The organism is Paraburkholderia podalyriae (genome assembly GCF_014397785.1).
Lineage (GTDB): Bacteria > Pseudomonadota > Gammaproteobacteria > Burkholderiales > Burkholderiaceae > Paraburkholderia > Paraburkholderia podalyriae.
Genome location: NZ_VZQQ01000023.1, coordinates 73,287 through 99,979, shown reverse-complemented (window position 1 = coordinate 99,979; position 26,693 = coordinate 73,287). Strand labels below are relative to the sequence as shown.

General features: G+C 64.2%; 21 protein-coding genes and 1 pseudogene. 19 read left to right on the top strand and 3 right to left on the bottom strand.

Going from position 1 to position 26,693, the window contains the following annotated elements; all coding sequences use genetic code 11:
- Positions 1–209 (bottom strand): annotated as a pseudogene (locus F6X42_RS24980) (hypothetical protein); the annotation flags it as partial.
- A gap of 330 nt (positions 210–539) precedes the next feature.
- A complete protein-coding gene (locus F6X42_RS24975) occupies positions 540–1,736 on the bottom strand; it encodes a M20 aminoacylase family protein (RefSeq protein ID WP_187636760.1) in 1,197 nt (398 codons plus the stop codon).
- A 187-nt stretch (positions 1,737–1,923) separates the two neighbouring features.
- Between F6X42_RS24975 and F6X42_RS24970 the strand changes: the two genes are divergently transcribed.
- Positions 1,924–4,002 carry a molybdopterin-containing oxidoreductase family protein gene (locus tag F6X42_RS24970; RefSeq protein ID WP_187636759.1) on the top strand — a complete coding sequence of 693 codons (2,079 nt, stop codon included), beginning with the start codon at positions 1,924–1,926 and terminating at the stop codon, positions 4,000–4,002.
- Between the two features lie 149 nt (positions 4,003–4,151).
- Entirely contained in the window at positions 4,152–5,825 is a 1,674-nt protein-coding gene (locus F6X42_RS24965; protein WP_187636758.1) for a long-chain fatty acid--CoA ligase, read from the top strand.
- Between the two features lie 125 nt (positions 5,826–5,950).
- Here F6X42_RS24965 and F6X42_RS24960 read toward each other — a convergent pair whose 3' ends face one another.
- Entirely contained in the window at positions 5,951–7,120 is a 1,170-nt protein-coding gene (locus F6X42_RS24960; protein WP_187636757.1) for a porin, read from the bottom strand.
- A 304-nt stretch (positions 7,121–7,424) separates the two neighbouring features.
- Here F6X42_RS24960 and coq7 point away from each other — a divergent pair, with 304 nt between their 5' ends.
- The 17 genes from coq7 (at position 7,425) to F6X42_RS24875 (ending at position 26,675) form a co-directional block, all read left to right on the top strand.
- A complete protein-coding gene (gene coq7 / locus F6X42_RS24955; RefSeq protein ID WP_187636756.1) occupies positions 7,425–8,063 on the top strand; it encodes a 2-polyprenyl-3-methyl-6-methoxy-1,4-benzoquinone monooxygenase in 639 nt (212 codons plus the stop codon).
- 457 nt (positions 8,064–8,520) lie between these two features.
- The gene (mraZ, locus tag F6X42_RS24950; protein ID WP_013090620.1) at positions 8,521–8,949 is read left to right on the top strand and encodes a division/cell wall cluster transcriptional repressor MraZ; all 429 of its coding nucleotides are present in this window, start codon (positions 8,521–8,523) and stop codon (positions 8,947–8,949) included.
- A 15-nt stretch (positions 8,950–8,964) separates the two neighbouring features.
- Positions 8,965–9,918 (top strand): 16S rRNA (cytosine(1402)-N(4))-methyltransferase RsmH, encoded by a 954-nt coding sequence (gene rsmH, locus F6X42_RS24945; protein WP_187636755.1) that lies wholly within the window; start codon positions 8,965–8,967, stop codon positions 9,916–9,918.
- The gene (gene ftsL, locus F6X42_RS24940) at positions 9,915–10,265 is read left to right on the top strand and encodes a cell division protein FtsL (RefSeq protein ID WP_187636754.1); all 351 of its coding nucleotides are present in this window, start codon (positions 9,915–9,917) and stop codon (positions 10,263–10,265) included. Before rsmH ends, ftsL begins: the two co-directional genes overlap by 4 nt.
- Positions 10,262–12,127 (top strand): peptidoglycan D,D-transpeptidase FtsI family protein, encoded by a 1,866-nt coding sequence (locus tag F6X42_RS24935; protein ID WP_187636753.1) that lies wholly within the window; start codon positions 10,262–10,264, stop codon positions 12,125–12,127. The genes ftsL and F6X42_RS24935 overlap by 4 nt, the downstream gene beginning before the upstream one ends.
- The gene (locus tag F6X42_RS24930) at positions 12,124–13,686 is read left to right on the top strand and encodes a UDP-N-acetylmuramoyl-L-alanyl-D-glutamate--2,6-diaminopimelate ligase (RefSeq protein WP_187636752.1); all 1,563 of its coding nucleotides are present in this window, start codon (positions 12,124–12,126) and stop codon (positions 13,684–13,686) included. The genes F6X42_RS24935 and F6X42_RS24930 overlap by 4 nt, the downstream gene beginning before the upstream one ends.
- On the top strand, positions 13,683–15,095 hold the full coding sequence (locus F6X42_RS24925) for a UDP-N-acetylmuramoyl-tripeptide--D-alanyl-D-alanine ligase (protein WP_187636751.1): 1,413 nt from the start codon (positions 13,683–13,685) through the stop codon (positions 15,093–15,095). Before F6X42_RS24930 ends, F6X42_RS24925 begins: the two co-directional genes overlap by 4 nt.
- Before the next feature lie 17 nt (positions 15,096–15,112).
- Positions 15,113–16,282 carry a phospho-N-acetylmuramoyl-pentapeptide-transferase gene (mraY, locus tag F6X42_RS24920; RefSeq protein ID WP_187636750.1) on the top strand — a complete coding sequence of 390 codons (1,170 nt, stop codon included), beginning with the start codon at positions 15,113–15,115 and terminating at the stop codon, positions 16,280–16,282.
- A gap of 25 nt (positions 16,283–16,307) precedes the next feature.
- Positions 16,308–17,819, top strand: coding sequence for a UDP-N-acetylmuramoyl-L-alanine--D-glutamate ligase (murD, locus tag F6X42_RS24915; RefSeq protein ID WP_187636749.1), 1,512 nt, complete (start codon positions 16,308–16,310; stop codon positions 17,817–17,819).
- Entirely contained in the window at positions 17,816–19,081 is a 1,266-nt protein-coding gene (ftsW, locus tag F6X42_RS24910; RefSeq protein WP_187636748.1) for a putative lipid II flippase FtsW, read from the top strand. Before murD ends, ftsW begins: the two co-directional genes overlap by 4 nt.
- Positions 19,078–20,202: an undecaprenyldiphospho-muramoylpentapeptide beta-N-acetylglucosaminyltransferase gene (gene murG, locus F6X42_RS24905; protein WP_187636747.1), complete on the top strand. Its 1,125-nt coding sequence runs from the start codon at positions 19,078–19,080 to the stop codon at positions 20,200–20,202. The genes ftsW and murG overlap by 4 nt, the downstream gene beginning before the upstream one ends.
- Positions 20,199–21,602, top strand: a complete 1,404-nt coding sequence (gene murC, locus F6X42_RS24900) for a UDP-N-acetylmuramate--L-alanine ligase (RefSeq protein WP_187636746.1) — start codon at positions 20,199–20,201, stop codon at positions 21,600–21,602. Before murG ends, murC begins: the two co-directional genes overlap by 4 nt.
- Positions 21,603–21,609: 7 nt before the next feature.
- On the top strand, positions 21,610–22,557 hold the full coding sequence (locus tag F6X42_RS24895) for a D-alanine--D-alanine ligase (protein ID WP_376776422.1): 948 nt from the start codon (positions 21,610–21,612) through the stop codon (positions 22,555–22,557).
- 23 nt (positions 22,558–22,580) lie between these two features.
- Complete coding sequence (locus tag F6X42_RS24890; protein WP_187636744.1) at positions 22,581–23,333, top strand: cell division protein FtsQ/DivIB; 753 nt, start codon at positions 22,581–22,583, stop codon at positions 23,331–23,333.
- A gap of 27 nt (positions 23,334–23,360) precedes the next feature.
- Entirely contained in the window at positions 23,361–24,593 is a 1,233-nt protein-coding gene (gene ftsA / locus F6X42_RS24885) for a cell division protein FtsA (protein ID WP_008921172.1), read from the top strand.
- A gap of 116 nt (positions 24,594–24,709) precedes the next feature.
- Complete coding sequence (gene ftsZ, locus F6X42_RS24880) at positions 24,710–25,912, top strand: cell division protein FtsZ (protein WP_184006597.1); 1,203 nt, start codon at positions 24,710–24,712, stop codon at positions 25,910–25,912.
- A gap of 259 nt (positions 25,913–26,171) precedes the next feature.
- Entirely contained in the window at positions 26,172–26,675 is a 504-nt protein-coding gene (locus F6X42_RS24875; protein ID WP_187636743.1) for a peroxiredoxin, read from the top strand.
- Positions 26,676–26,693 lie beyond the last annotated feature (18 nt).

The window sequence follows — 26,693 nt, the reverse complement described above, 5'->3', positions numbered from 1 at the left end:
GCATCGGCCAGGTAACTGGTCAGCAGCATGATCTGCGTGAGAGTCTGTGCGTCGCTCTTCGTGCCGACGCCGCGGCGCAGCGCATCGAGCGACAGATGAACTCGCAACGCGAGATCGTCGGCGATCTCGCGTGCGATAGGCAACAGCATGGCCTTGACATGCCGCGCGCGGGCAGCGCCACTGTTGCGGAAAGGAATCGGTTGTGCCATGGAGATCCGAGGGGTTTGCCTGAGCACATGCAATAACGGCGCGCTTCGCAAAAGGTTGAGCCTTCATTGCGCTTTGCCAGTTCACAGGCGACTGCGGCCCCGCCCCCAATCATCTGCTCGACAACCGATAGTTTCCGCTCCAATGGATGCCGTCGGTTCTGGCGCCAGGCGGTCAGCTCGACGGTCCGAGACGCCGTGTCCGTCTCCCCGCTGTTTGGGACAATGGCGGTCATTCGTGTCCTTCGCAGCCGATGATTGCACCTTCCAGGCAAGGGGGAACGGCACAGATTAGCTGCATACCCCCACGCGTCTCGATGCTTCACCAATTCACTACTTCCCCTGCGCCAAAAACTTTTGCGCCAGCCGAACCCAATACGTCGACCCGACCGGCAATAGCTCGTCGTTGAAGTCATAACTCGCGTTGTGCAGCATACAAGGGCCCGCACCGTGGCCGGCTTCTCGGTGGCCGCCAACGCCGTTGCCCAGGAACGCGTAGCAACCCGGTTTCGCCAGCAGCATGAACGAAAAATCCTCCGCACCCATGGTCGGTTCAACCGCGTCATCGACATTTTCCGCGCCCACGACCTCTTTCATGACCGACGCCGCAAAACGCGCTTCCTCGCTGCTATTGATCGTCGGAGGATAGTTCCGGTGGAAGTGGATCTGGACAGAGCAATCGTATGCTTCGGCTGTGCTCTGCGCGATCTTGCGCATGCGTGACTCGATCAGGTCGAGCGTTTCGGCGGCGAAGGTCCGCACGGTCCCAGCGATCCATGCGACATCCGGCACGATGTTGACCGCATCGCCGGCATGTATCTGCGTTATCGACAACACCGCGGTATCCAGCGGCTTTTTGTTTCGCGTGATGATGCTTTGCAGCCCGCTAGCAATTTGCACCGCCGTAAAGACTGGATCGTGGCCATTGTGCGGCAGCGCCGCATGCGAGCCGACGCCCTTGATTTCGATGCGAAATTCATTGCTCGACGCCATGATCGGGCCTTCGGTCACGCCGAAGTGGCCCGCCGGCATGCCTGGCCAGTTGTGAAGGCCGAACACGGCGTCCACGGGGAATTGGGTGAACAAGCCGTCGTCCATCATGGCCTTCGCGCCGGCGCCCCCTTCCTCGGCCGGCTGAAAAATGAACACGATCGTGCCGTCGAAATCACCATGTTTGGCCAGATAGTGCGCGGCGCCGAGCAGCATCGCCGTATGTCCGTCGTGGCCGCATGCGTGCATCTTGCCGTCGTTTTTCGAGCGATGATCGAAGCTGTTGAGTTCCTGGATCGGCAGCGCATCCATGTCGGCGCGCAGACCAATCGCACGCGCGCCGTTTCCGCGCTTCAATACGCCGACCACGCCGGTTTTGCCCAAACCGCGGTGGGTCTCGATGCCCCAGGATTCAAGCGAACGCGCGACGAGATCAGCAGTCGCCGTCTCTTCATAGCGCAACTCCGGGTGGGCATGGATGGTTCGTCGAAGGGTCTGGATTTCGCCGCGAGCGGCCTGAATTTCGGGGATGAGTTTCATGATGGAGTGATTAAGCGTTGGTGCTTGGCTAGCGTGACATCGCTGTGGACCAGGTCGGCCCGGGCACTTCGGATAATTCATTCTACGCCGAAGGCTTTCTTGGCGGCACCATCGAGGTCGGCCGGCTGTTGACGTAATAAAATTCCATTCTTTCGTACCGCTCACTGCTCACCAGGACAGATCGCCGATGAACGCCCCGACCGAATTCGCGCGCGCCGTGTGCCCGCACGATTGCCCCGACACGTGCGCGATGCGCGTGACCGTCGACAACGGACGGGCGATCAAGGTCGCCGGCGACCCCGACCATCCGCCGACTCAGGGCGTGCTGTGCACGAAGGTCGCTCGCTACGCGGAGCGTGTGTACCATCCCAACCGATTGACGACGCCGATGAAGCGCGTCGGCCGCAAGGGCGAGGGACGCTTCGAGCCGATCAGCTGGGACAAAGCTTTCGACCTTGCCGCAAGCCGCCTCGGCGAAATTGCCCATCGTGCGCCGGAAGCGATTCTGCCCTACAGCTACGCGGGCACGATGGGCCTGGTGCAGGGCGACAGCATCGCGCAACGCTTCTTCCACAAGCTGGGCGCATCGCAGTTAGATCGCACGATTTGCGCGGCCGCGGGCGCTGCGGGCCTCAAATACACGTACGGCGCCGGCATCGGTATGCACACCGAGTTTTTCGCCGAGAGCGAGGTGATCCTGATCTGGGGCGCCAATCCGATCGCATCGAACCTGCATTTCTGGACGCGCGCGCAGGAAGCCAAGCGTCGCGGCGCGCGGCTGATCGCAATCGATCCATATCGTTCGCTGACCGCGGAGAAATGTCATCAACACATTGCGCTGAAGCCCGGCACCGACGGGGCTCTCGCGCTCGGCATCATGAACGTGCTGATCACCGAGGATCTGCTCGACCACGCATACATCGCGTCGCATACGCTGGGCTTCGCCGACTTGAAGGTGCGCGCGCTCAGCTATCCAGTGTCACGCGTGAGTGAGATTTGTGGCGTTGAAGAACAGGAAGTCGCCGATCTCGCGCGACTTTACGCCAGTACGAAAAAAGCCGCGATCCGCCTGAACTACGGTCTGCAGCGGGTGCGTGGCGGCGGCAATGCGGTGCGCGCGATCGCCTGTCTGCCATCGCTGACGGGCGCATGGCGCGCGCGCGCGGGCGGGGCGCTATTGTCGTCGAGCGGCTGGGCGCCGGTCGACTCGCATGCATTGCAGCGTCCCGACCTGAAGCCGGGCTGGCCGTCGAAGCCGAGCCGCGTAATCAATATGAATGCGATCGGCGACGCATTGCTGCATCCCGGCGACGCCACGTTCGGCCCCAAGGTCGAGGCGATCGTCGTCTACAACTCGAATCCGGTCGCGGTCGCACCGGACTCCGAACGCGTCGCGGCCGGCTTTGCGCGTGAGGATCTGTTCACGATCGTGCTCGAGCATTTCCAGACCGACACCGCGGATTATGCCGACTTGCTGCTGCCCGCCACGATGCAACTCGAGCATCTCGATGTGCACAAGTCATACGGCCACACGCATGTGATGGTCAACCTGCCCGCCATCGCGCCGTTCGGCGATGCACGCCCGAATACCGAGATCTTCCGAGACCTCGCGCGCGGCATGGGCCTGACAGAACCGGCGCTCTTCGACAGCGACGAAGCCGTCGCTCGAGCTGCATTTCGCTGGGACGACAAGACGCTGGACGGTGTCGACTGGCCGACGCTGAAGCAAGCCGGCTGGGCCCGTCTCAATCTGCCCGACGCGCCATTTGCCGACGGCGGTTTTCGCACGCCATCCGGCAAGTGCGAGTTCTATAGCGAGCGCTTGGCACAGCAGGGCCTCGACCCGCTGCCGGACTATCTGCCACCCTACGAATCGGCCGACGGCGCGCCCGAACTGGCGGCCCGCTATCCGCTCGCGATGATTTCGCCGCCCGCGCGCAACTTCCTGAATAGCACCTTCGTGAACATCGAGAGTCTGCGCGCGACGGAAGGCGAGCCGCATCTGGACATCCACCCGGTCGACGCGCACGCACGCGACATCGGTGACGGCGATCAGGTGCGCATCTTCAACGATCGCGGCTCGATGCAGGCGCGCGCCCGCGTGACCGAACGGGCTCGCGAAGGCCTGGTCGTCGGGTTGTCGATCTGGTGGAAGAAGCTCGCGCCGGACGGCCGCAACGCGAACCAGCTGACGAGCCAGGCGCTGACCGATCTCGGCGGTTCCGCGACGTTTTATGACTGTCTCGTCGAAGTCGAGCGGGCCTGAAAACCGCGCCGCACCTTGAAGCTGGCGACCAGCCTGACGAGTTCGAGGCCGCCGTCTAACCTCATCGCTTTGGCCATTGGCCGCAATATGCCATGCTACGATTCGCTTTTAGCACGACCATTCGAAAATAATTCAGGAGACGCTGCAGCATGGAGAAAATCTGGCTGAAATCTTATCCGCCCGGCGTTCCCGCAGAGATCGACCCGACACGCTATTCGTCGGTGGCCGAGTTGCTCGACGAAGCCTTTCGCGAACACCGCGCGAAGCCGGCGTTCGTGTGCATGGGAAAGCAGATAAGCTACGGTGAACTCGACGAACTTTCGCGCAATCTCGCGGCGTGGCTGCAGTCGAAGGGGCTTGTGCGCGGCGCGCGTGTCGCGATCATGATGCCGAACGTGCTGCAGTATCCGGTCGCGATCGCCGCGATTCTGCGCGCGGGCTATGTGGTCGTGAATGTGAATCCGCTGTACACGCCGCGCGAACTCGAACATCAACTGAAGGACAGCGGCACTGAAGCGATTATCCTGCTCGAGAATTTCGCGGGGACCTTGCAGGCAATCGTGCGCAATACGCCGATCAGGCATGTGGTCGTCGCGGCGATGGGCGACCTGATGGGCATCAAAGGCCCGGTCGTGAACTTCGTCGTGCGCAAGGTAAAGAAGATGGTGCCGACGTGGAGTCTGCCCGGGCACGTCAGGTTCAACGACGCGGTCTCGGAGGGCGCGCGCCTGACGTTCGAGCCGGTCCGGCAGGGGCCCGACGACATCGCGTTTCTGCAATACACGGGCGGCACCACCGGCGTGGCCAAGGGCGCGACGCTGCTGCACCGGAACCTGATCGCGAATGTGCTGCAGTCGGAGGTCTGGCTCAATCCGGTGCGCGCAAACCGCACGGATATCGATCAGTTCATCACGGTCGTCGCACTGCCGCTATATCACGTGTTCGCGCTGACCGTGTGCGGGCTGCTGACGATCCGCACCGGTGGTCTCGGAGTGCTGATTCCGAATCCGCGCGATATTCCCGGCATGATCAAGTCGCTCGAGGGGTATGCGATCACGACGATTCCCGCGGTCAACACGCTTTACAACGCGATGTTGAACAGCCCCGACTTCCACAAGCTCGACTTCTCGAAGCTGCTGACCGCGAACGGCGGCGGCATGGCGGTGCAGGAGGCGGTCGCGAAGCGCTGGTTCGAGCTGACGCGCACGCCGATCGTCGAGGGCTACGGGCTGTCGGAAACGTCGCCTTGCGTGACCTGCAATCCCGTCACCGCCACCGAATACAACGGCACGATCGGCCTGCCGCTGCCGTCGACCGAAGTCTCGATCCGCGACGACGAAGGCAACGAAGTGCCGCCCGGTCAGCCCGGCGAGATCTGCATCCGCGGCCCGCAGGTGATGGCGGGCTACTGGAACCGGCCCGACGAAACCGCCAAGGTGATGACGGCGGATGGCTTCTTCAAATCGGGCGACGTCGGCATCATGAGCGCGGACGGCTTCGTGAAGATCGTCGATCGCAAGAAGGACATGATTCTGGTGTCCGGCTTCAACGTGTATCCGAATGAAGTCGAGGACGTCGTCGCAAAGCTGCCGGGCGTGTTCGAGGTCGCGGCGGTCGGCGTGCCCGATCAGCATTCGGGCGAGGCAGTGAAGCTGTTCGTCGTGAAGAAGGATCCGTCGCTGACCGACGAACAGATCTTCGCGTACTGCAAAACGCAGCTGACCGGCTACAAGCGGCCCAAGGTCGTCGAATTCCGCACCGAGCTGCCGAAGAGCAATGTCGGCAAGATTCTGCGCCGCGAACTGCGCGACGGCCGGGCTTGAGCGAGCAAGGAATGAAAAGCCCGGCGTACGAAAGTGCGCCGGGCTTTTTGTTGCCCCTCTTAAAACCCGCGCATAAAAAAAGGCGCCCGAAGGCGCCTTGAGACAAACTGCGTATTGACGACTTATTAGAACTTGTGGCGGATACCGATGCGAGCCGTGAACTGGTTGTTGGTCGTCGAACCGGTCAGGCCGTTGATGGCGGCCGTTGCCGTGACCACCTGGCCCGCTGTGTTGACCGTGTCGCCCAGAGCGTGCTGGTACACGCCGACCAGGTACACGTCGGTACGCTTGGACAGGAAGTAGTCCACGCCCAGTGCGCCCTGATGGTACTGAGCACGCGAGTTGCCTTCGATCTGCGTGCCGCGCGTGTAGTCATACGCCGCGCCGACCAGCAGTGCCGGGGTCAACTGATACTTGAAGTTGATTTCGCCGTTGTTGAACGTTGCCTTCTGGCCAGTGAACGGCGACGCGTAGGTCTTGCCGAGGTTGCCGAACTGGATGTTCGAATACGTCAGGCCGATGGTTGCCGCGCCAAACGTGTAAGCACCGCCCGCGCCGATGACCTGGTACGTGTTAGCCGATGCGAAGCCAGCGTAGACCGGGGTCGTCACAGCAGCAGCAGCGGCGGTCGTCGTGCCGCCGTTGTTGAACAGACCACCCGTCGCTGCCGGCGTACGTGCGTTCAGGTAACCAACGCCCAATTGCAGCGGACCGTTGTTATAGCCTGCACCCAACGACCAGATCTGGTTGCCGGAGAAGTTGCCTGCCTGGCCGCCGAAGCTATACGTGCCGCCGAACGTCAGGCCGCCGTAGTTCGCGCTCGTGTACTTGACCGTGTTGTTGGTGCGATACGCGTTGTTGAAGTTGTCGATGTCGCCCGGGTGAGCGGCGATGTAGCCGCCCCACTGATCACCCGATTCGAACGGACCCACGTAGTCGACGACGGAATCGTACTGACGACCCAGCGTGACCGTGCCGAAGTGGCTCGACAGACCGACGTATGCCTGACGACCGAACATCAGGCCGCCTTGACCGAGCTTGCCGTTCGTCGTGTCAAAGCCGTTTTCCAACACGAACAGGGCCTTCAGACCGCCGCCCAGATCTTCAGTGCCACGCAGGCCGAAACGCGAGCCTTGCAGGACACCGCTGGACATGTTGTACAGATGCTTACCACCCGAGTTGGTGTTCATATTGATACCAACGTCAACGATGCCGTACAGGGTCACGCTGCTCTGAGCATGAGCGACGCCTGCGAACGCGCCCAAGGCTGCGAGAGCGAGAAGCGACTTTTTCATCGAATGATCTCCAAGGAATACGAATCTTTTGTACAAGGCGAAATATTTAGTTAGTGCTGACGTCCTTGCTTGTCCAACTTCGCGAGAAGTTGCCACGTAATGTAACAAAAGGCATACATGGCACAAAGAAAAAGGAGCCGCGCCGGAAGGCTGCTGTTTCGTTTACGCAACATGGTCTAGAATCCGAAATTAACCGCCCGTTTCATGCGGATTCGTGCTTGCCGGAAGCGAGTTTCGCGTCGCAAGGCCTTGTCGCACGGACCTTCCTGAACCCTGCGGCGGTTGTCGAATCAGGGAGCGCTTTATGTTGCTGGACGAGTTGATTGGCGAGTTTGATCGGGGTTTACGCTCACTGACCGGAGTCTCGCGGATGAGCCGTCCGCTGCCGCTTGCGCAGACCTCCGCGGCGACGGCCGAGGCGTCCGAACTCTCGCCCGCGGAGCGCGCGCATGCGGCGGGTTTGATGCGTGTGAACCACGTCGGCGAAGTGTGCGCGCAGGCGCTTTACCAGGCGCAGAAACTCGCCACCGACTCGCCTTCATTGCGCGCCATGTTCGATCACGCCGCATCGGAAGAAGAAGATCATCTGGCGTGGACCGCCAAACGCCTCGAAGCGCTCGACTCGCGTCCGAGTCTGCTCAATCCGCTGTGGTACACCGGCGCGCTCGCGATCGGTCTCGCCGCGGGACGTCTCGGCGATCGCGTGAGTCTCGGCTTCATGGCCGAAACGGAGCGTCAGGTCGAGCAGCATCTCGACAGTCATCTCGATCAGTTGCCGGTCGCGGACCATGAATCGCGCGCGATCGTCGAGCAGATGCGCGTCGATGAAGCGCGGCACGGCAAGGCCGCGATGGACGCGGGCGGCATCGAGTTGCCGTTTCCGGCGCGTGCGTTGATGCGCGCGATGTCGAAGGTAATGACGCGCACCGCTTATTACATATGAGCCTGTCTGACGCTTTGCTGCGCCGACCGGAGCACCGCATGTATCGCCAGCACTGTCGCTGAACGCTTTCTTCGCAAGTGGGACGGCGCCGCGCGCGCCGTTCGTCATCCGTCCCCGCAACGCCATCTTTTCCCTTCCAGACGTCCTTAACGATCTCTTTCAATCCGTGCTGTTTCCTCGCACTTTTCACGTATTACCTTCACAAGTTGCACTAGCTCGTTCATTTATAACGATTTTCCGTTTTATCCGGGACGTGAAGGAGTCGCGCTAAGTCCTTGTTCTAGCAAACAAAATCCGCTCGAAAAGCGGGCCGCTCCCTTGACCCATGATTAGCGTTACTCTAAAGTGGGAGACAGTGTGAGAAAGTGTATTTTTGTGTGTTCCCGACATCACTTTCGGGTAGATTTTCACGGACCGGGCGAGCGGCGCAAATGGCGTCGCAATAGGGGAGAGCGAAGTGTTCCAAGGGGCGTCGGCGCTGACGCTCGATGCGAAAGGGCGGATGTCGATTCCCTCTCGTTATCGGGATGCGCTGCAAACACAGGCAGAGGGCCGGGTGACGATCACCAAGCACCCGGACGGCTGCCTGTTGCTCTTTCCGCGCCCCGAATGGGAAATCTTCCGTGACAAGGTCGACAAGCTGCCCATGAACGCGGCTTGGTGGAAGCGCATTTTTCTCGGCAATGCAATGGATGTGGATATGGACGGCGCAGGCCGCGTGCTCGTGTCGCCGGAGTTGCGCGCGGCTGGCTCGCTAGAGAAAGAAGTGACGTTGCTCGGCATGGGCCGTCACTTCGAGTTGTGGGATGCACAGATCTACGCCGCGAAGGAACAGGCGGCGATCGCCGAGGGCATGCCCGACGCGTTGAAAGATTTCACGTTCTGATCGCGGCTTATTTATATGGCACCTGCGATGAGAAACGAATTGCAGCATCGCACGGTGCTGTTGAACGAAGCGGTCGATGCGCTGGTCACGCGCGCCGACGGCACGTATGTGGACGGCACGTTCGGCCGTGGCGGTCATAGCCGCCTCGTGCTGGAGCGGCTCGGTGAAGCGGGGCGGCTGATCGCGTTCGATAAAGATCCGCTCGCGATCGCGACGGCGCAGAAGATCGCCGATCCGCGCTTTGCCATCGTGCACGAGAGTTTTGCTTCACTGCGCGCCGCGATGGCGGAGCGCGGAGTAGGGCGTGTGTCGGGGGTGTTGCTGGATCTGGGCGTATCGTCGCCGCAAGTCGACGATCCGGAGCGGGGCTTCAGCTTCCGCGCCGACGGCCCGCTCGACATGCGGATGGACCCGACGCGCGGCGAGTCCGCGGCTGACTGGCTCGCGCGGGCCACGGTGCAGGAATTGACGGAGGTGATACGAGATTATGGGGAAGAACGGTTTGCTTTTCAGATTGCAAAGGCGCTTGTTGCTCGCCGGGCAGAGTCCGACCGTCTTGGGCCTCTCGTCAGCACGGGCGAGCTTGCCCAAATCGTGGCTAACGTCGTCAAAACCCGTGAGAAGGGCAAGGACCCGGCAACCCGCACCTTTCAGGCTATACGGATTCACGTCAATCAAGAGCTTGCGGAGCTGCAAGTCGTTCTAGAGGCAGCGTTGTCGTTGTTGGAGCAAGGGGGGCGGCTGGTGGTCATCAGCTTTCATTCGCTCGAGGACCGGATCGTCAAGCGATTCATGCAGGCGCACTCGAGCACGCCGGCGGTCGACCGCCGTCTGCCGATCCGCGCGGTCGACCTGCCGAGCCCTCCGCTGAAAATCATCGGCCGCGTATTCGCGAGCGACGCCGAAGTCGCCGACAACCCGCGCGCCCGTTCTGCCGTGATGCGTGTGGCGGAGCGGATCGCGCCATGAACCGCCTCAATATTTTCCTGCTGATCATCGTGATGGGCTGTGCCTTGTCGGTCATCAACGCGACCAATCAGCAGCGTCAGATCTTTATTCAGCTGCAGCGCGCGCAGTCGCAGGAGCGCCAGCTGCAGCAGGACTATTCGCAGCTTCAATATCAGCAGAGCGCGCTGTCCAAGACCTCGCGCATCGAGCAGCTCGCCACCGCCTCGCTGAAGATGCAATCGGTCACCACCGGCCGCACCCAGTACCTGACGCTCGCCCCGGGTGCCGCGACGGCGATCGACGCCCCCATTCCGACTTCCGCGCCGGCCTCGGCGCCGGTCGCGACCCGTCGCGGAGCCACGCGATGAAAAAATCGTCGGCCCACAAGAGCGTTGCGTTTTCGGCCAATCCGATTCTGTCGGTGCGCCTGCCGATGTGGCGCTCGAAGCTCGTCGTGTTCCTGCTGTTCATGGCGTTCGTCGCGCTGGCCGCGCGCGCGTTCTGGATTCAGGGCCCGGGCAATGCGTTCTATCTGAAGCAGGGCGAAATCCGCTATCAGCGCCGCATCGACATGCCGGCCACGCGCGGCAAGATTCTCGACCGCAACGGCCTCGTGCTCGCCACGAGTCTGCCGGTGCGCGCAATCTGGGCGATTCCCGAATCGGTGCCCGACGACCTCGGCGCCGACAAGCTCGACGCGCTCGGCAAACTGCTCGGCATGACCACGAAGGAGCTGCGCGCGAAGCTGTCGGAAGACAAGACCTTCGTCTATGTGAAGCGCCAGGTGCCGGTCGACGTCGCCGACAAAGTCGTTGCGCTCGACATCCCCGGCATTTACTCGCGCGCCGAATACAAGCGCTTCTATCCGGAAGGCGAGATCACCGCTCACCTGATCGGCTTCACGAACGTCGAGGACGAGGGCCAGGAAGGTGTCGAGCTCGGCGACCAGAAGCTGCTCGCGGGTATGTCGGGCAGCCGTCGCGTGATCAAGGACCGGATGGGCCACATCATCGAGGACGTGGACGAGCAGGTCGTGCCGCACAACGGCCAGGACGTCGATCTGTCGATCGACAGCAAGATCCAGTACATCGCCTATACCAACCTGAAAGCGGCCGTCGAGAAATCCAGGGCAAAGGCCGGCGCGGCGATGGTGATCGACGTACGTACCGGCGAAGTGCTCGCGCTCGTCAACTACCCGACCTACAACCCGAACGACCGCTCGCACCTGACCGGCGACCAGCTGCGCAACCGCATCCTGACCGACACATTCGAGCCGGGCTCGATCATGAAGCCGTTCACGGTGTCGCTCGCGCTCGATCTGCACCGCGTGACGCCGACTACACTGGTAGATACGGGCAACGGCCACTTCGTACTCGACGGCGCGCAGATTACCGACGACAGTGGCTTCGGCGTGCTGACGGTCGGCGGCGTGATCCAGAAGTCGAGCAATATCGGCGCAACCAAAATCGCGATGCAGCTGCGGCCCGAAGAGATGTGGAACATGTATACCAGCGTCGGTCTCGGCCAGGCGCCGAAGGTCGGTTTTCCGGGCGCGGCGGCGGGCCGCCTGCGTCCGTGGAAGAGCTGGCGCCGCATCGAGCAGGCGACGATGTCGTACGGCTACGGCCTGTCGGTGTCGCTGTTCCAACTCGGCCGCGCGTACACCGCGATCGCGCACGACGGCGAAATCATGCCGGTGACGATTTTCCACGCGCCGGGCGACCAGCCGGCCACCGGTCCGCAGATCTTTTCGCCGACCACCGCGCGTGAAGTGCGCGCGATGCTCGAAACCGTGGTGTCGCCGCAAGGCACGTCGCCGGATGCGGCGGTGCCCGGCTATCGCGTCGGCGGTAAGAGCGGTACCGCGTACAAGCACGGGCCGCACGGCTACGACCACTCCAAATATCGCGCGTCGTTCGTCGGCATGGCGCCGATGCCGAATCCGCGCATCGTCGTCGCAGTGTCGGTCGACGAGCCGACCGCGGGCAGCCACTTCGGCGGCCAGGTGTCGGGTCCGGTGTTCTCGGGCATCGTCGGCGATACGCTGCGCGCGCTGAATGTGCCGCCCGACATGCCCGTCAAGCAGATGGTCGTATCCGACGATTCGGCGCCGGCCGCGCCCAGCGCGCCGGTCACGCAGTCCCAGGCCAAAAAGCTGTCGACGAGCCCCGGCGTGAAGAAGATGACCATTTCCGCCAACCCGAAAAACCATCCAGGAGTCGTGCGATGAGCGCGCTGCGCGAGCAACATCCAGCGCACCGGCAGATCGCCGACGCCCTCGCCTGGCTGCACGCGCACGTGCGGCCAGGCGCGCATCTGCACGCCGACACGCGCTCGCTCGCGGCCGGCGACGCGTTCTTCGCGTACGCGGTCGACGGCGCGGACAACCGCGCGTTCATCGACGCGGCATGCGAGCGCGGCGCGGCCGCCGTGCTGGTGCAACCCGAAGGCTTCCGCGGCACGCTCGATACATCCGTCGCCCACGCGGTGCCGGCGTTGAACGAACTCGCCGGCACGATCGCGAGCGCGTGGTATCGCGATCCGAGCGACGCGATGCTGGCGGTCGGCATCACCGGCACGAACGGCAAGACTTCGTGCAGCCAGTGGGTCGCCGCGGCGCTGTCCGCGCTCGGCACGCGCTGCGCGATCGTCGGCACGCTCGGCACCGGTCTCGTGGGCCAGCTCGTGGCCACCGGCTTCACGACGCCCGACGCACCGCAATTGCAACGCAGCCTCGCGCAATTGCGCGACGCGGGCGCGCAGGCGGTGGCGATGGAAGTGTCGTCGCATGCGCTGCATCAGGGGCGCGTGAACGGTACCGCTTTCGACATCGCAGTGTTCACGAACCTGACGCAGGACCATCTCGACTATCACGGCACGTTCGATGCGTATGAAGCCGCCAAGGCGCGCCTGTTTGCCTGGCCCGAGTTGCGCACGGCCGTGATCAATTGCGACGATGCCGCCGGCCGGCGTTTGCTCGCGAGCACGCGTGGTCACGCGCGCACGATCGCCTATGGCATCGAGGCTGGACAACACAGCGCTGACGCTGAACGCACATCGCAAGCCGACGCGTGGCTCACCGCATCGAACGTGCGTGCCACCGCAACCGGCACCGCGTTTCATCTGAACACGTCGGACTGGGGCAACGCCGAAGTCGAAGTGCAAACGCTCGGCCTCTTCAATGTCAGCAATCTGCTCGCGGTGTTCGGCGTGCTGCTCGCCGCCGACGTGCCGTTCGACGCGGCGCTCGCCGAACTGGCGAAGCTCGAACCGGTGAACGGCCGCATGCAGCGTTTGGGCGGCCGTCCGCAGAACGACGAACCGCTCGTCGTGATCGATTACGCGCACACGCCCGATGCGCTCGAAAAAACGCTCGAAGCACTGCGCCCGATCGCGACGGCGCGCGGCGGCGAACTCGTCTGCATGTTCGGCTGCGGCGGCGACCGCGATGCGACCAAGCGTCCGCTGATGGGCGCGATCGCCGAGCGGCTCGCGGACAACGTCGTCGTGACGAGCGACAACCCGCGCAGCGAAGATCCGCTCGCGATCATCGAGCAGATTGTCACGGGCATGCGGGACGCCTCGAAGGCGCGCCGCATCGAGGACCGCGCGAGCGCGATCCTGCAGGCGATCCGCGGCGCCGCGGGCGAAGACGTGATCGTGCTGGCCGGCAAGGGGCACGAAGCCACACAGGAAATCATGGGCAAGAAACGCGCTTTCTCCGATCAGGACCACGCGCGCCTCGCGCTCGCCGCGCGGGCGACACAAACACGCGGAGGTGGCGAATGACCATGTTCTCGCTACGGGCAGCTGCCGCGCAGATCCCCGGCGCGAGCGTCGTCGGCGACGACGGCGTGCGCTTCGAGCGCGTGTCGACCGACAGCCGCAGCGCCGGTCCCGGCGATCTGTTCATCGCGATCAAGGGCGATCGTTTCGATGCGCACGACTTCCTGCCGCAAGTGGCCGAGCGCAACGTCGCGGCCGTGCTCGTCACGCGCACGCCGCTGAACTGGAGCGTTCCCGCGATCCGCGTCGCCGACACGCGCGCAGCGCTTGGCGCGCTCGCGCGCGGCTGGCGTCGTCAGTTCGATCTGCCGCTCGTCGCGGTCACGGGCAGCAACGGCAAGACCACGGTCAAGGAAATGATCGCGTCGATCTTCGCGGCCGCGGTCGGCACGGATGCGCGTCTCGCGACCGCGGGCAATTTCAATAACGACGTCGGCCTGCCGCTCACGCTGTTCCGTCTGCACGCCGCGCATCGGCTCGCGGTGGTCGAACTCGGCATGAACCATCCAGGCGAAACCGAACAGATCGCGAAGCTCGCCGAGCCGACGGTCGCCGTCGTCAACAACGCGCAGCGCGAGCACCAGGAATTCATGGCGACCGTCGAAGCGGTCGCGCTCGAACACGCGAGCGTGATTCACACGCTGTCGCCGGAAGGCACGGCGGTATTCCCCGCGGACGACGCATACGCGAGCATCTGGCGCGTCGCCGCCACCGGCAGTCGCATCATCGATTTCGCGTTGAACAGCGCGGAGCGCACCACCGAAGCGGCAGTGAAGGGCAGGTTCGACGGCAAGCGTCTGTCCATCGGCACGCCGCAAGGCCATCTCGACGTCACGCTGCAGGTGCTTGGCAATCACAACGCGCACAACGCGCTCGCGGCGGCCTCGGCCGCGTTGGCAGCGGGTGTGTCGCTCGACGCGATCCAGCGCGGCCTCGAATCGTTCGGCGCGGTGAAGGGCCGTCTGCAGGTCAAGCAGGCCGCGCTCGGCACGCTCGCGGGCGCGACCGTGATCGACGACACCTACAACGCGAATCCCGATTCGATGCGCGCCGCGATCGACGTGCTCGCGTCGTGTGCATCGCCGCGTGTGCTCGTGATGGGCGACATGGGCGAAGTCGGCGACAACGGCCCGGCGTTTCATCGCGAAATCGGCGCGTATGCGAAAGAGCGCGGTATCGACGCGCTGTATGCAATGGGCGACGCGTCGCGCGACGCCTGCACCGCATACGGCGCGCTCGCGCACCACGTCGCCGATGTCGGCGCGCTGATCGCGCAACTGCAGCAGGCCGGCTTCGGCGCTGCGGCAACGCTTCTCGTGAAAGGCTCGCGCTTCATGCAGATGGAGCGCGTGGTGGACGCCGTTACGAGTCCACAACCCAACGCCGCGGGCACGACGCCCGCTGCACATTGAAATAGAAGGATCCAGGCATGCTACTGGCGCTGGCGCAATGGCTGCAGAATGACGCAAGCTTCTTGCGCGTGTTCAGTTATCTGACGTTTCGCGCGGTGATGGCGACCATCACCGCGTTGTTGATCGGGCTCGTCTGCGGCCCGGCGGTCATTCGCAAGCTGACCGCGATGAAGGTCGGCCAGGCCGTTCGCAAGGACGGCCCGCAAACTCACCTCGTCAAATCGGGCACGCCGACGATGGGCGGCGTGCTGATCCTGCTCGGCATCGCCGTGGCCACGCTGCTGTGGGCCGATCTGACCAACCGCTTCATCTGGATCGTGATCCTCGTCACGTTCGGCTTCGGCGTGATCGGCTGGGTCGACGATTACCGCAAGGTCGTCTACAAGGACCCGCGCGGCATGTCGTCGCGCGAGAAGTATTTCTGGCAATCGGTGATCGGCCTGTTCGCGGCGGTTTATCTCGCGTTCAGCGTCTCCGAGGCGAGCAATGTGCGCGTGTTCGACCTGTTCATGGCGTGGGTGCGCAGCGGCCTGTCGATGGGGTTGCCCGCGCGCGCCGATCTGCTGGTGCCGTTCTTCAAGTCGATCACTTACCCGCTCGGCGTGTGGGGCTTCATCGTGCTCACGTATCTGGTGATCGTCGGCGCGAGCAACGCGGTGAATCTGACCGATGGCCTCGACGGCCTCGTGATCATGCCGGTCGTGCTGGTCGGCGCGTCGCTCGGCGTGTTCGCCTACGTGATGGGCAGTTCGGTCTATTCGAAGTACCTGCTGTTTCCGCACATTCCCGGCGCGGGCGAATTGCTGATTTTCTGTTCGGCGATGGGCGGCGCGGGTCTGGCCTTCCTTTGGTTCAACACGCACCCGGCGCAGATGTTCATGGGCGACGTCGGCGCACTCGCGCTCGGCGGCGCGCTCGGCACGGTCGCGGTGATCGTGCGTCAGGAAATCGTGCTGTTCATCATGGGCGGCATCTTCGTTGCGGAAACGCTGTCGGTGATGCTGCAGGTCACGTGGTTCAAATACACGAAGCGCCGGTTCGGCGAAGGGCGGCGGTTCTTCAAGATGGCGCCGCTGCATCACCATTTCGAATTGTCGGGCTGGAAGGAAACGCAAGTGGTCGTGCGCTTCTGGATCATCACGTTGATGTTGTGCCTATTTGGTTTGTCCACGCTCAAATTGCGTTAAGCAGCAGTATTTAAGGAAGCAGGCGATGTTCGGCGAGAAGTTTCGGGATCGGCAAAAGCCGATGGTGCTCGTGCTGGGACTGGGTGAATCCGGTCTCGCGATGGCGCGCTGGTGCGCTAGGCACGGCTGTCGGCTGCGCGTGGCCGATACGCGCGAAGTGCCGCCGAACCTGTCCTCGCTCGAAGCGCATGGCGTCGATGCCGATTTCGTCGGCGGTCCGTTTTCGCCGGTGCTGCTCGAAGGCGTCGAGCTGGTCGCGATCAGCCCGGGACTGTCGCCGCTGGCCGCTGATCTGCTGCCGCTGATTACGGCGGCGCGCGAGCAGGGCATTCCGGTGTGGGGCGAGCTCGAACTATTCTCGCAGGCGCTGCGCACGCTCGGCGAGTCCGGCTACGCGCCGAAGGTGATCGCGATCACCGGCACGAACGGCAAGACCACGACGACGAGCCTGACCGGCTTGCTGTGCGAACGCGCGGGCAAGAAGGTCGCGGTGGCCGGCAACATCAGCCCGTCGCTGCTCGACAAGCTCTCCGGAGCGATCGACCAGACCGCGCTGCCCGAGGTGTGGGTGCTCGAACTGTCGAGCTTCCAGCTGGAGACGTCGCATACGTTTACGCCTGACGCGGCGGCCGTGCTGAACATCACGCAGGATCACCTGGACTGGCACGGCGGACTCGACGCATACGCGGCCGCGAAGGGCCGCATCTTCGGTACACAGACGGTGCGCGTGCTGAACCGCGACGACGCGCGCGTGATGGCGCTCGCGCCTGCAGGCGGCGACGCCGAGATCGTCACGTTCGGCGTGACCGAGCCGAAGAACGACGGCGACTACGGCCTGCTGCGCGACAACGGCATGGTGTGGCTCGTCGAAGCGCAAGATCGCGACGCGAGCAACGAAATCACGCCGAAGCGCCGCCGCAAGAACGAGGCGGCCGCCACGCCCGACATTGCGCTGAAGCGTCTGATGCCCGCGGACGCGCTGCGTATCCGTGGCTTGCACAACGCCGCCAACGCGTTGGCCGGGTACGCGCTCGCGCGCGCGATCGGCCTGCCCGGCGCACCGCTCTTGCACGGCCTGCGCGAGTATCGCGGCGAGCCGCACCGCGTGGAACTGATCGCGTCGATCGACGGCATCGACTACGTGGACGACAGCAAGGGCACCAACGTCGGCGCGACGGTCGCCGCGCTCGACGGTCTCGCGCAACGCGTCGTGCTGATCGCCGGCGGTGACGGCAAGGGCCAGCAATTCGAGCCGCTCGCCGCACCGGTGATGCGCTGGTGTCGCGCGGTGATGCTGATCGGCCGCGACGCGCCGCAGATTCGCGCAGCGCTCGAACATTGCGGCGTCGCGATGACCGATCACGCGACGCTGGAAGACGCGACACGCGCGGCCACCGCGCTCGCGCAGCCCGGCGATGCGGTGCTGCTGTCGCCCGCGTGCGCGAGCTTTGACATGTTCAAGGGTTACGCACACCGTGCGGCGGTATTCCGCAGCACGGTCGAAGATATCGCGGCCGAACGGGGGACGATGATATGAGCTGGTCGGAACGTTTCGGCTCGCGCGATGCCGCCGGCGGCAACGGCGCCGCCACCCGCACGTCCACCCGCACGGGCGGCAGCGGTCTCGCGAGCGCGGTCAACGGCGTGCGGCCGCTGCGCTCGCGCATGCTCGACTACGATCATTCGCTGCTGTGGGTCGTCGTCGCGCTGCTCGGGCTCGGCGTCGTGATGGTGTACTCGGCGTCGATCGCGATGCCCGATTCGCCGAAGTACGCGTCGTATCGTGATTGGGCGTTTCTCGTGCGCCAGATCGTCTTCGTGCTGATGGGCGCGGCGGTCGGCGTCGCGTCGTTCCGCATTCCGATTTCGACGTGGGACAAGTACGCGCCGAAGCTCTTCCTGATCTCGCTCGTCGCGCTCGTGATCGTGCTGATTCCGCACGTCGGCAAAGGCGTGAACGGCGCGCGCCGCTGGATTCCGCTCGGCATCACGAACATGCAGCCGTCGGAAATCATGAAGCTCGCGGTGACGATCTACGCGGCGAACTACACGGTCCGCAAGCAGGAATACATGCACAGCTTCGCGAAGGGCTTCCTGCCGATGGCGGTCGCGGTCGGTCTGGTCGGCATGCTGCTGCTGCTCGAGCCGGACATGGGCGCGTTCATGGTGATCGCCGCGATCGCAATGGGCGTGCTGTTCCTCGGCGGCGTGAACGGCAAGCTGTTCGGCGGCCTCGTCGCGACCGCGGTGGGCACGTTCACGTTGCTAGTGTGGGCGTCGCCATGGCGTCGCGAGCGGATCTTCGCGTACCTCGATCCGTGGGACGATCGCTACGCGCAGGGCAAGGCATATCAGTTGACGCACTCGCTGATCGCGTTCGGGCGCGGCGAGTGGTTCGGCGTCGGGCTCGGCGGCAGCGTCGAGAAGCTCAACTATCTGCCCGAAGCGCATACCGACTTCATTCTCGCGGTGATCGGCGAGGAGCTGGGTTTCGTCGGCGTGCTGGTCGTGATCCTGATGTTTTACTGGATCGTGCGCCGCTCGTTCGAGATCGGCCGTCAGGCGCTCGCGCTCGATCGCACGTTCGCGGGTCTCGTCGCGAAGGGCGTCGGCATCTGGTTCGGTGCGCAGACCTTCATCAACATGGGCGTGAACCTCGGTCTTCTGCCGACCAAGGGTCTGACCTTGCCGCTCGTCAGTTACGGCGGTTCGGGCATTTTGCTGAACTGCGTGGCGATCGCGGTGCTGATGCGGGTCGACTACGAGAACCGGGTGTTGATGCGCGGGGGCAAGGTATGACGGCTCTGCCACAACGCACGCTGATGGTGATGGCCGGCGGCACCGGGGGACATGTGTTCCCGGGGCTCGCGGTCGCGCATCTGATGCAGGCGTGGGGCTGGAAAGTCGTATGGCTCGGCAACCCCGCGGGCATGGAAGCGACGCTCGTACCGAAGCATGGCATTGCGATGGAGTACGTGCGCTTCGGCGGCGTGCGCGGCAAGGGTCTGAAGACCAAGCTGATGCTGCCGGTGAACCTGCTGCGCGCGTGCACGCAGAGCTTGAGCGTGCTGCGTCGCGTGAAGCCCGACGTCGTGCTCGGCATGGGCGGCTACATCACGTTCCCGGCCGGGCTGATGACCGCGCTGAGCGGCCGGCCGCTCGTGCTGCATGAACAGAATTCGATCGCGGGTCTCGCGAACAAGGTGCTCGCAAAGCTCGCGAAGCGCGTGCTGGTCGCGTTTCCGAATGCGCTGCCGCACGGCGAATGGACCGGCAATCCGATTCGTGAGGAACTTGCGCTCGCGAATGCACCCAAAGCACGCTACGCGCAGCGTAACGGTCCGCTGAACGTGCTCGTCGTGGGTGGCAGTCTCGGCGCCGCCGCGCTGAACGAAGTCGTGCCGCGCGCGCTCGCGCTGCTTGGCGCCAACGAGAGGCCGCGCATCGTGCATCAGGCGGGCGCCAAGCATATCGACGCGCTGCGCGAGAACTACGCGGCCGCGGGCTTGCAGGCGGGCGCGGACGTCTCGCTCGTGCCGTTCATCGACGACATGACGAGCGCCTACGCGCAGGCCGATCTGGTGATCTGCCGCTCGGGCGCGATGACGGTATCGGAGATTTCGGCGGTCGGCGTCGCGGCGCTGTTCGTGCCGTTCCCGTACGCGGTCGACGATCACCAGACCACTAATGCAGCGTTCCTCGCCGACAACGGCGCGGCGCTGGTCGTGCAACAACGCGATCTGTCGGCGGAAATGCTCGCCGACTGGTTGCGCAGCCAGACGCGGGAAAGTCTCGCGCAAATGGCGGAGCGTTCGCGCTCGCTCGCGAAACCGGACGCCACCGAACAGGTCGCGCAGATCTGCGCGACGGTGGCGGGCGCGGGTTCGGCGGCGGGCGTGAGCCCAGAAGGAAAGCAATGAAACACATCGTCAAACACATTCATTTCGTCGGCATCGGCGGCGTCGGCATGAGCGGCATCGCCGAAGTGCTCGTCAATCTCGGCTATCAGGTGAGCGGCTCGGATCTGTCGGGCAACGCGGTCACCGAGCGCCTCGCCGCACTCGGCGCGCGCATTTCGATCGGGCACACGGCGGAGAACATCGAGGGCGCGAACGCGGTGGTGGTGTCGAGCGCGGTGCGCAGCGACAACCCGGAAGTGCTGGCCGCGCGTCATCGCCGCATTCCGATCGTACCGCGCGCGGTGATGCTCGCCGAGCTGATGCGTCTGAAGCAGGGCATCGCGATTGCCGGCACGCACGGCAAGACCACGACCACGTCGCTCGTCGCGAGCGTGCTCGCCGCGGGCGGGCTCGATCCGACCTTCGTGATCGGCGGGCGGCTGATCAGCGCGGGCGCGAATGCGCGCCTCGGCACCGGCGACTTCATCGTCGCCGAGGCGGACGAATCGGACGCGTCGTTCCTGAACCTGTTCCCAGTGATCGAAGTCATCACGAACATCGACGCCGATCATATGGACACCTATGGTCATGACTTCGCGCGTCTGAAGCAGGCGTTCATCGAATTCACGCACCGTCTGCCGTTCTACGGCATCGCGGTGCTGTGCGTCGACGATCCGAACGTGAAGGAGATCCTGCCGTTCGTATCGAAGCCGATCATCCGCTACGGTTTCGCGGCCGATGCGCAGGTGCGCGCGGTCAACGTCGAAGCGCGCGAAGGCCGCATGCATTTCACCGCGATGCGCGAAGACGCGGCGCCGCTCGACATCACGCTGAACCTGCCGGGCGAGCACAACGTGCAGAACGCGTTGGCCGCCATTGCAATTGCGACTGAACTCGAAGTGAAAGATGCCGATATCCAGCGAGCGCTCGCGGATTTCAACGGCGTCGGCCGGCGCTTCCAGCGCTACGGCGAAGTGCCGGTTGTCGTCGACGGCCAGGCCGCGGGCTGCTACACGCTGGTGGACGACTACGGTCATCACCCGGTCGAAATGGCCGTCACGGTCGCGGCGGCGCGCGGCGCATTCCCGGGTCGGCGTCTGGTGCTGGCGTTCCAGCCGCACCGCTTCACGCGCACGCGCGACTGCTTCGAGGATTTCGTCAAGGTGCTGTCGACCGTCGACGCGCTCGTGCTGACCGAAGTCTACGCGGCCGGCGAAGCGCCGATCGTTGCCGCGGACGGCCGCGCATTGGCGCGCGCGCTGCGCGTGGCGGGCAAGGTCGAACCGGTGTTCGTCGACACGGTGGACGAAGTGCCGGACGCGCTGTCCACGGTGGTGCGCGACGGCGATGTGGTGATCACGATGGGCGCGGGTTCGATCGGCGGTGTGCCGGTTCGGCTCGCTCAGGAACAGAAGGTGTGACATGAACATGATTCATTCGGAAGAACTCGCGAAAAAATTTGGCAAGGTCGCAGTGCTGCTTGGCGGTGATTCCGCCGAGCGCGAGGTGTCGCTCAATTCCGGGCGTCTCGTGCTGCAAGGTCTGCGCGACGCCGGCGTCGACGCGCATCCGTTCGATCCGGCCGAGCGTCCGCTGTCCGCGTTGAAGGATGAAGGCTTCGTGCGCGCGTTCAACGCGCTGCATGGCGGCTACGGCGAGAACGGCCAGATCCAGGGCGCGCTCGACTTTTACGGCATCCGCTACACCGGTAGCGGCGTGCTCGGCTCGGCGCTCGGTCTCGACAAGTTCCGCACCAAGCTCGTGTGGCAGCAACTCGGCATTCCGACGCCACCTTTCGAAGCGGTGCTGCGCGGTGACGACTACGAAGCGCGCGCCAGGGAGATCGTCGCGAAGCTCGGTCTGCCGCTGTTCGTGAAGCCGGCGAGCGAAGGTTCGAGTGTTGCCGTGATCAAGGTGAAGAGCGCGGACGCGCTGCCGGCCGCGTTGATCGAAGCCGTGAAGCACGATCGGATCGTCGTGGTCGAGAAGAGCATCGAAGGCGGCGGCGAGTACACCGCGTGCATCGCCGGCAATCTGGACCTGCCGGTGATCCGCATCGTGCCGGCCGGCGAGTTCTACGACTACCACGCGAAGTACGTCGCCAACGACACGCAGTATCTGATTCCGTGCGGTCTCGGCGCCGAAGAGGAAGCGCGCCTGAAGGTGCTCGCGCGCCGCGCGTTCGACGTGCTCGGCTGCACCGACTGGGGCCGCGCGGACTTCATGCTCGATGGCGAAGGCAAGCCGTACTTCCTCGAAGTGAATACAGCGCCTGGCATGACCGATCACTCGCTGCCGCCGAAAGCGGCGCGCGCGGTCGGCATCAGCTATCAGGAACTGGTGGTCGGCGTGTTGGCGCTGACGCTGCAGGATTAACCAAGGCAATCGCAAGCAACACCATGTGGAACAACGTTCGCCAGCTCAATCTCGCCAGCAATGCGTTGCACGCATTGCTGGTGCTCGTGCTGCTGGCGGCGGGCGGTTACTGGCTGATCCAGCGCCCGAATTTCGCGCTGCGCGAGATCCAGATCGACGGCGACACCGAGCACATCAATTCGCCGACGGTGCGCGCCGGCGTCGTGGGGCGCCTGAAGGGCAACTTCTTCACGGTCGATCTCGACGTCGCGCGGCAGGCGTTCGAGCAGATGCCGTGGGTGCGTCACGCGAGCGTGCGGCGCGTGTGGCCGAATGCACTGGCTGTCACGCTCGAGGAGTACAAGCCGCTTGGCACGTGGGGCAGCGATCAGCTGGTGAGCGTCGACGGCGAGCTGTTCACCGCGAACCAGGGCGAGCTCGACGGAGACCTGCCGGCGTTCGACGGCCCGGACGGTACGGCGAAGGAAGTCGTCGCGCGCTATCACGACTTCCAGAAGTGGTTCTCGGCGATCCACGAGACGCCCGAGGAAGTGACGCTGTCGCCGCGCTACGCGTGGACGGTGAAGCTGTCGAACGGCACGCAGGTGGAGTTGGGCCGCGAACGCAATCAGGACACGCTGGCCGATCGCAGCAAACGCCTGACCGCGGCATGGAGCGCGGTGACGCAACGTTGGGGAAAGGATATCGAGTATGCGGACTTGCGCTATCCGAACGGTTTCGCGATTCGTGCCGCTGGCATGCGCTTCATCAGCGAATCCGACAAGGGCAAGAAGTAAACGGACATCACACGCACTGAGCACGCTATGAGTAAAGACTATAAGGATCTGCTGGTCGCCCTCGACATCGGGACGTCGAAGGTAGTGGCCATCGTCGCCGAGTTGAAGGGCGAGGGTCACTACGAGGTGATCGGTCTCGGCCAGAGCGAATCGAAGGGGCTCAAGAAGGGCGTGGTGGTGAATATCGAAGCCACCGTGCAGTCGATTCAGCGCGCGCTCGAGGAAGCCGAGCTGATGGCCGACTGCAAGATCACGAACGTGTTCACCGGCATCGCCGGCAGCCATATCCGCAGCTTCAATTCGAGCGGCATGGTCGCGATCAAGGAGAAGGAAGTCACGCAGGCGGACGTCGCGCGCGTGATCGAAACGGCCAAGGCGATCAACATCCCGACCGACCAGCAGGTGCTGCATATCCTCACGCAGGAATTCATCATCGATGGTCAGGAAGATGTGCGCGAACCGATCGGCATGAGCGGCATCCGTCTCGAAGTGAAGGTGCATATCGTCACCGGAGCGGTCAGCGCGGCGCAGAACATCGTCAAGTGCGTACGCCGCTGCGGTCTCGAAGTGAACGACCTGATTCTGCAGCCGCTCGCGTCGTCGCTCGCGGTGCTGACGGAAGACGAAAAGGAACTAGGCGTGGTGCTGGTCGACATCGGCGGCGGCACGACGGACATCGCGATCTTCAGCGAAGGCGCGATTCGCCACACGGCCGTGATTCCGATCGCCGGCGACCAGATCACGAGCGACATCGCGATGGCGCTGCGCACGCCGACGCCGGATGCCGAAGACATTAAGGTCGACTACGGCATCGCCAAGCAGGCGCTCGCCGATCCGGACGAGATGATCGAAGTGCCGGGTCTCGGCGAGCGCGGTCCGCGCACGCTGTCGCGCCAGGCGCTGGCGGCCGTGATCGAGCCGCGCGTCGAGGAGCTGTTTTCGCTCGTGCAGCAGGTGGTGCGCGAGTCGGGTTACGAGGAATTGCTCAGCTCGGGCGTCGTGCTGACGGGCGGCGCGTCGATGATGATCGGCATGGTCGAGCTTGGTGAGGACATTTTCCTGAAGCCGGTGCGCATTGGCGTACCAGAGTATGCGGGCGGTCTCGCCGACGTCGTGCGCAATCCGCGCTATTCGACGGCGATGGGCCTGCTCGTCGAAGGACGCTCGCAGCGTATGCGCGGGCGCAAGGTTGCGGTGCAGTCGGGGTCGATGGGACAGGTGTTCTCGCGCATGAAGGACTGGTTCCTCGGCAACTTCTGACCACGGGTTTCGAGAAATTCGCGCTGGTGCCGGCGGCCGGCGCGCGACAGGGGGTTGCCCGATCTCCTGCCGGATAACGCCGAGTGGCGGTAACTTTTTATCTTGACGGAGGCAACATGGAATTCCAGATGCTGGAAACCGAAACGAGCGGCACGATCATCAAGGTCGTCGGAGTCGGTGGCGCTGGCGGCAATGCCGTTCAGCACATGATCAACAAAGGCGTGCAAGGCGTCGATTTCATCGTGATGAACACGGACGCGCAGGCGCTGTCGCGTTCGCGCGCCACCGCAGTGATCCAGCTCGGCAACACGGGTCTGGGCGCGGGCGCCAAGCCGGAAATGGGCCGCGCCGCCGCTGAGGAAGCACGCGAGCGTATCGCCGACGCACTGCGCGGCGCGCACATGGTGTTCATCACCGCCGGTATGGGTGGTGGCACCGGCACGGGCGCGGCACCGGTCGTCGCGCAGATCGCAAAGGAAATGGGTATTCTGACCGTTGGCGTCGTCAGCAAGCCGTTCGAATTCGAAGGCGGCAAGCGTATGCGCGTGGCGGAAGCCGGTTCGCAGCAACTGGAGGATCACGTCGACTCGCTGATCGTCGTGCTGAACGACAAGCTGTTCGAGGTGATGGGCGACGACGCCGAGATGGACAAGTGCTTCCAGTGCGCTGACGACGTTCTGAACAACGCGGTCGCGGGTATTGCGGAAATCATCAACGTCGACGGTCTCGTCAACGTCGACTTCGAAGACGTGAAGACCGTGATGGGCGAGCAGGGCAAGGCGATGATGGGCACGGCGACCGTTGCCGGCGTCGATCGCGCGCGTCTCGCGGCCGAACAGGCCGTCGCGAGCCCGCTGCTGGAAGGCGTCGATCTGTCGGGCGCGCGTGGCGTGCTGGTCAACATCACGTCGAGCCGTTCGCTGCGTCTGTCGGAAACGCGCGAAGTGATGAACACGATCAAGAGCTATGCCGCGGAAGATGCAACGGTGATCTTCGGCGCCGTGTACGACGATGCGATGGGCGACGCGCTGCGCGTGACGGTCGTCGCAACGGGCCTCGGCCGCGCGGCGAAGAAGCAGCAATCGGCACCGATGACGCTGCTGCGCACCGGCACCGACAACCAGCCGATCGGCGCGATGGCGCATGCGGCGTACGCACCGGCGGCAGGCCATGCCAGCACGGCCGACTACGGCGCGCTCGATACGCCGGCAGTGTGGCGCACGTCGCGCGACACGGCGGCCTCGCATGTGCAGGCGCTGCAGGAAAAGGGCGTCGATACGTACGACATTCCGGCATTCCTGCGCAAGCAGGCGGACTGAGCGCACGGGCTTCGTTGCCGCGCTGCGAGTTGTGCCGCAGTGCAGCGCTGGCGGACGAATGCACGAGCGTGGCGGGTGAACGGCAAGCAGGTCGCGTATCGTCTGATTCGCGGCAGGGGCAACTACCCTCTGCGAATTAGCGAAGCGGACGGAGTGACTGCCGCCGAACGGCATGGCCTGGAGTTGAATGGGCCGAACCGGAATTCACTGCGACACGAGGACGTGCGAGCGTGCTTCGCATCGATGCAAAGGACTGAGCATGATCAAGGAAGGTGAAAAGCTGCCCGACGCGACGCTTTTCGAGTACGTCGAAGACGACCGGGCGGGCTGCACGATCGGACCGAACAGTTTCGACGTGCGCGAGCAGACGGCGGGCAAGCGCGTGGCGATCTTCGGATTGCCCGGCGCGTTCACGCCGACCTGTTCGGCCAAACATGTACCGGGCTATGTCGAGCATGCCGAGCAGTTGCGCGCTGCCGGCATCGACGAAATCTGGTGCGTGTCCGTCAACGACGCGTTCGTCATGGGCGCGTGGGGACGCGATCAGCACACCTCGGGCAAGGTGCGCATGATGGCGGACGGTAGTGCGGCTTTCACACGGGCGCTTGGTCTGGAGCAGGATCTGTCGGCGCGCGGCATGGGAGTCCGTTCCCTGCGCTACGCGATGGTGGTCGACGACGGCGTGGTCAAGACGCTGAACGTCGAGGCTGCCGGCAAATTCGAAGTCAGCGATGCGGCGAGTATTCTCGCCACGTTGAGCTAGTTGCTGAGCTCGCACCTT

Excerpts from the sequence above, each read along its gene's own strand:
- F6X42_RS24975 (WP_187636760.1), bottom strand. The coding sequence starts at position 1,736 with ATGAAACTCATCCCCGAAATTCAGGCCGCTCGCGGCGAAATCCAGACC.
- F6X42_RS24970 (WP_187636759.1), top strand. The coding sequence starts at position 1,924 with ATGAACGCCCCGACCGAATTCGCGCGCGCCGTGTGCCCGCACGATTGC.
- F6X42_RS24965 (WP_187636758.1), top strand. The coding sequence starts at position 4,152 with ATGGAGAAAATCTGGCTGAAATCTTATCCGCCCGGCGTTCCCGCAGAG.
- F6X42_RS24960 (WP_187636757.1), bottom strand. The coding sequence starts at position 7,120 with ATGAAAAAGTCGCTTCTCGCTCTCGCAGCCTTGGGCGCGTTCGCAGGC.
- coq7 (WP_187636756.1), top strand. The coding sequence starts at position 7,425 with ATGTTGCTGGACGAGTTGATTGGCGAGTTTGATCGGGGTTTACGCTCA.
- rsmH (WP_187636755.1), top strand. The coding sequence starts at position 8,965 with ATGGCACCTGCGATGAGAAACGAATTGCAGCATCGCACGGTGCTGTTG.
- ftsL (WP_187636754.1), top strand. The coding sequence starts at position 9,915 with ATGAACCGCCTCAATATTTTCCTGCTGATCATCGTGATGGGCTGTGCC.
- F6X42_RS24935 (WP_187636753.1), top strand. The coding sequence starts at position 10,262 with ATGAAAAAATCGTCGGCCCACAAGAGCGTTGCGTTTTCGGCCAATCCG.
- F6X42_RS24930 (WP_187636752.1), top strand. The coding sequence starts at position 12,124 with ATGAGCGCGCTGCGCGAGCAACATCCAGCGCACCGGCAGATCGCCGAC.
- F6X42_RS24925 (WP_187636751.1), top strand. The coding sequence starts at position 13,683 with ATGACCATGTTCTCGCTACGGGCAGCTGCCGCGCAGATCCCCGGCGCG.
- mraY (WP_187636750.1), top strand. The coding sequence starts at position 15,113 with ATGCTACTGGCGCTGGCGCAATGGCTGCAGAATGACGCAAGCTTCTTG.
- murD (WP_187636749.1), top strand. The coding sequence starts at position 16,308 with ATGTTCGGCGAGAAGTTTCGGGATCGGCAAAAGCCGATGGTGCTCGTG.
- ftsW (WP_187636748.1), top strand. The coding sequence starts at position 17,816 with ATGAGCTGGTCGGAACGTTTCGGCTCGCGCGATGCCGCCGGCGGCAAC.
- murG (WP_187636747.1), top strand. The coding sequence starts at position 19,078 with ATGACGGCTCTGCCACAACGCACGCTGATGGTGATGGCCGGCGGCACC.
- murC (WP_187636746.1), top strand. The coding sequence starts at position 20,199 with ATGAAACACATCGTCAAACACATTCATTTCGTCGGCATCGGCGGCGTC.
- F6X42_RS24895 (WP_376776422.1), top strand. The coding sequence starts at position 21,610 with ATGATTCATTCGGAAGAACTCGCGAAAAAATTTGGCAAGGTCGCAGTG.
- F6X42_RS24890 (WP_187636744.1), top strand. The coding sequence starts at position 22,581 with ATGTGGAACAACGTTCGCCAGCTCAATCTCGCCAGCAATGCGTTGCAC.
- ftsA (WP_008921172.1), top strand. The coding sequence starts at position 23,361 with ATGAGTAAAGACTATAAGGATCTGCTGGTCGCCCTCGACATCGGGACG.
- ftsZ (WP_184006597.1), top strand. The coding sequence starts at position 24,710 with ATGGAATTCCAGATGCTGGAAACCGAAACGAGCGGCACGATCATCAAG.
- F6X42_RS24875 (WP_187636743.1), top strand. The coding sequence starts at position 26,172 with ATGATCAAGGAAGGTGAAAAGCTGCCCGACGCGACGCTTTTCGAGTAC.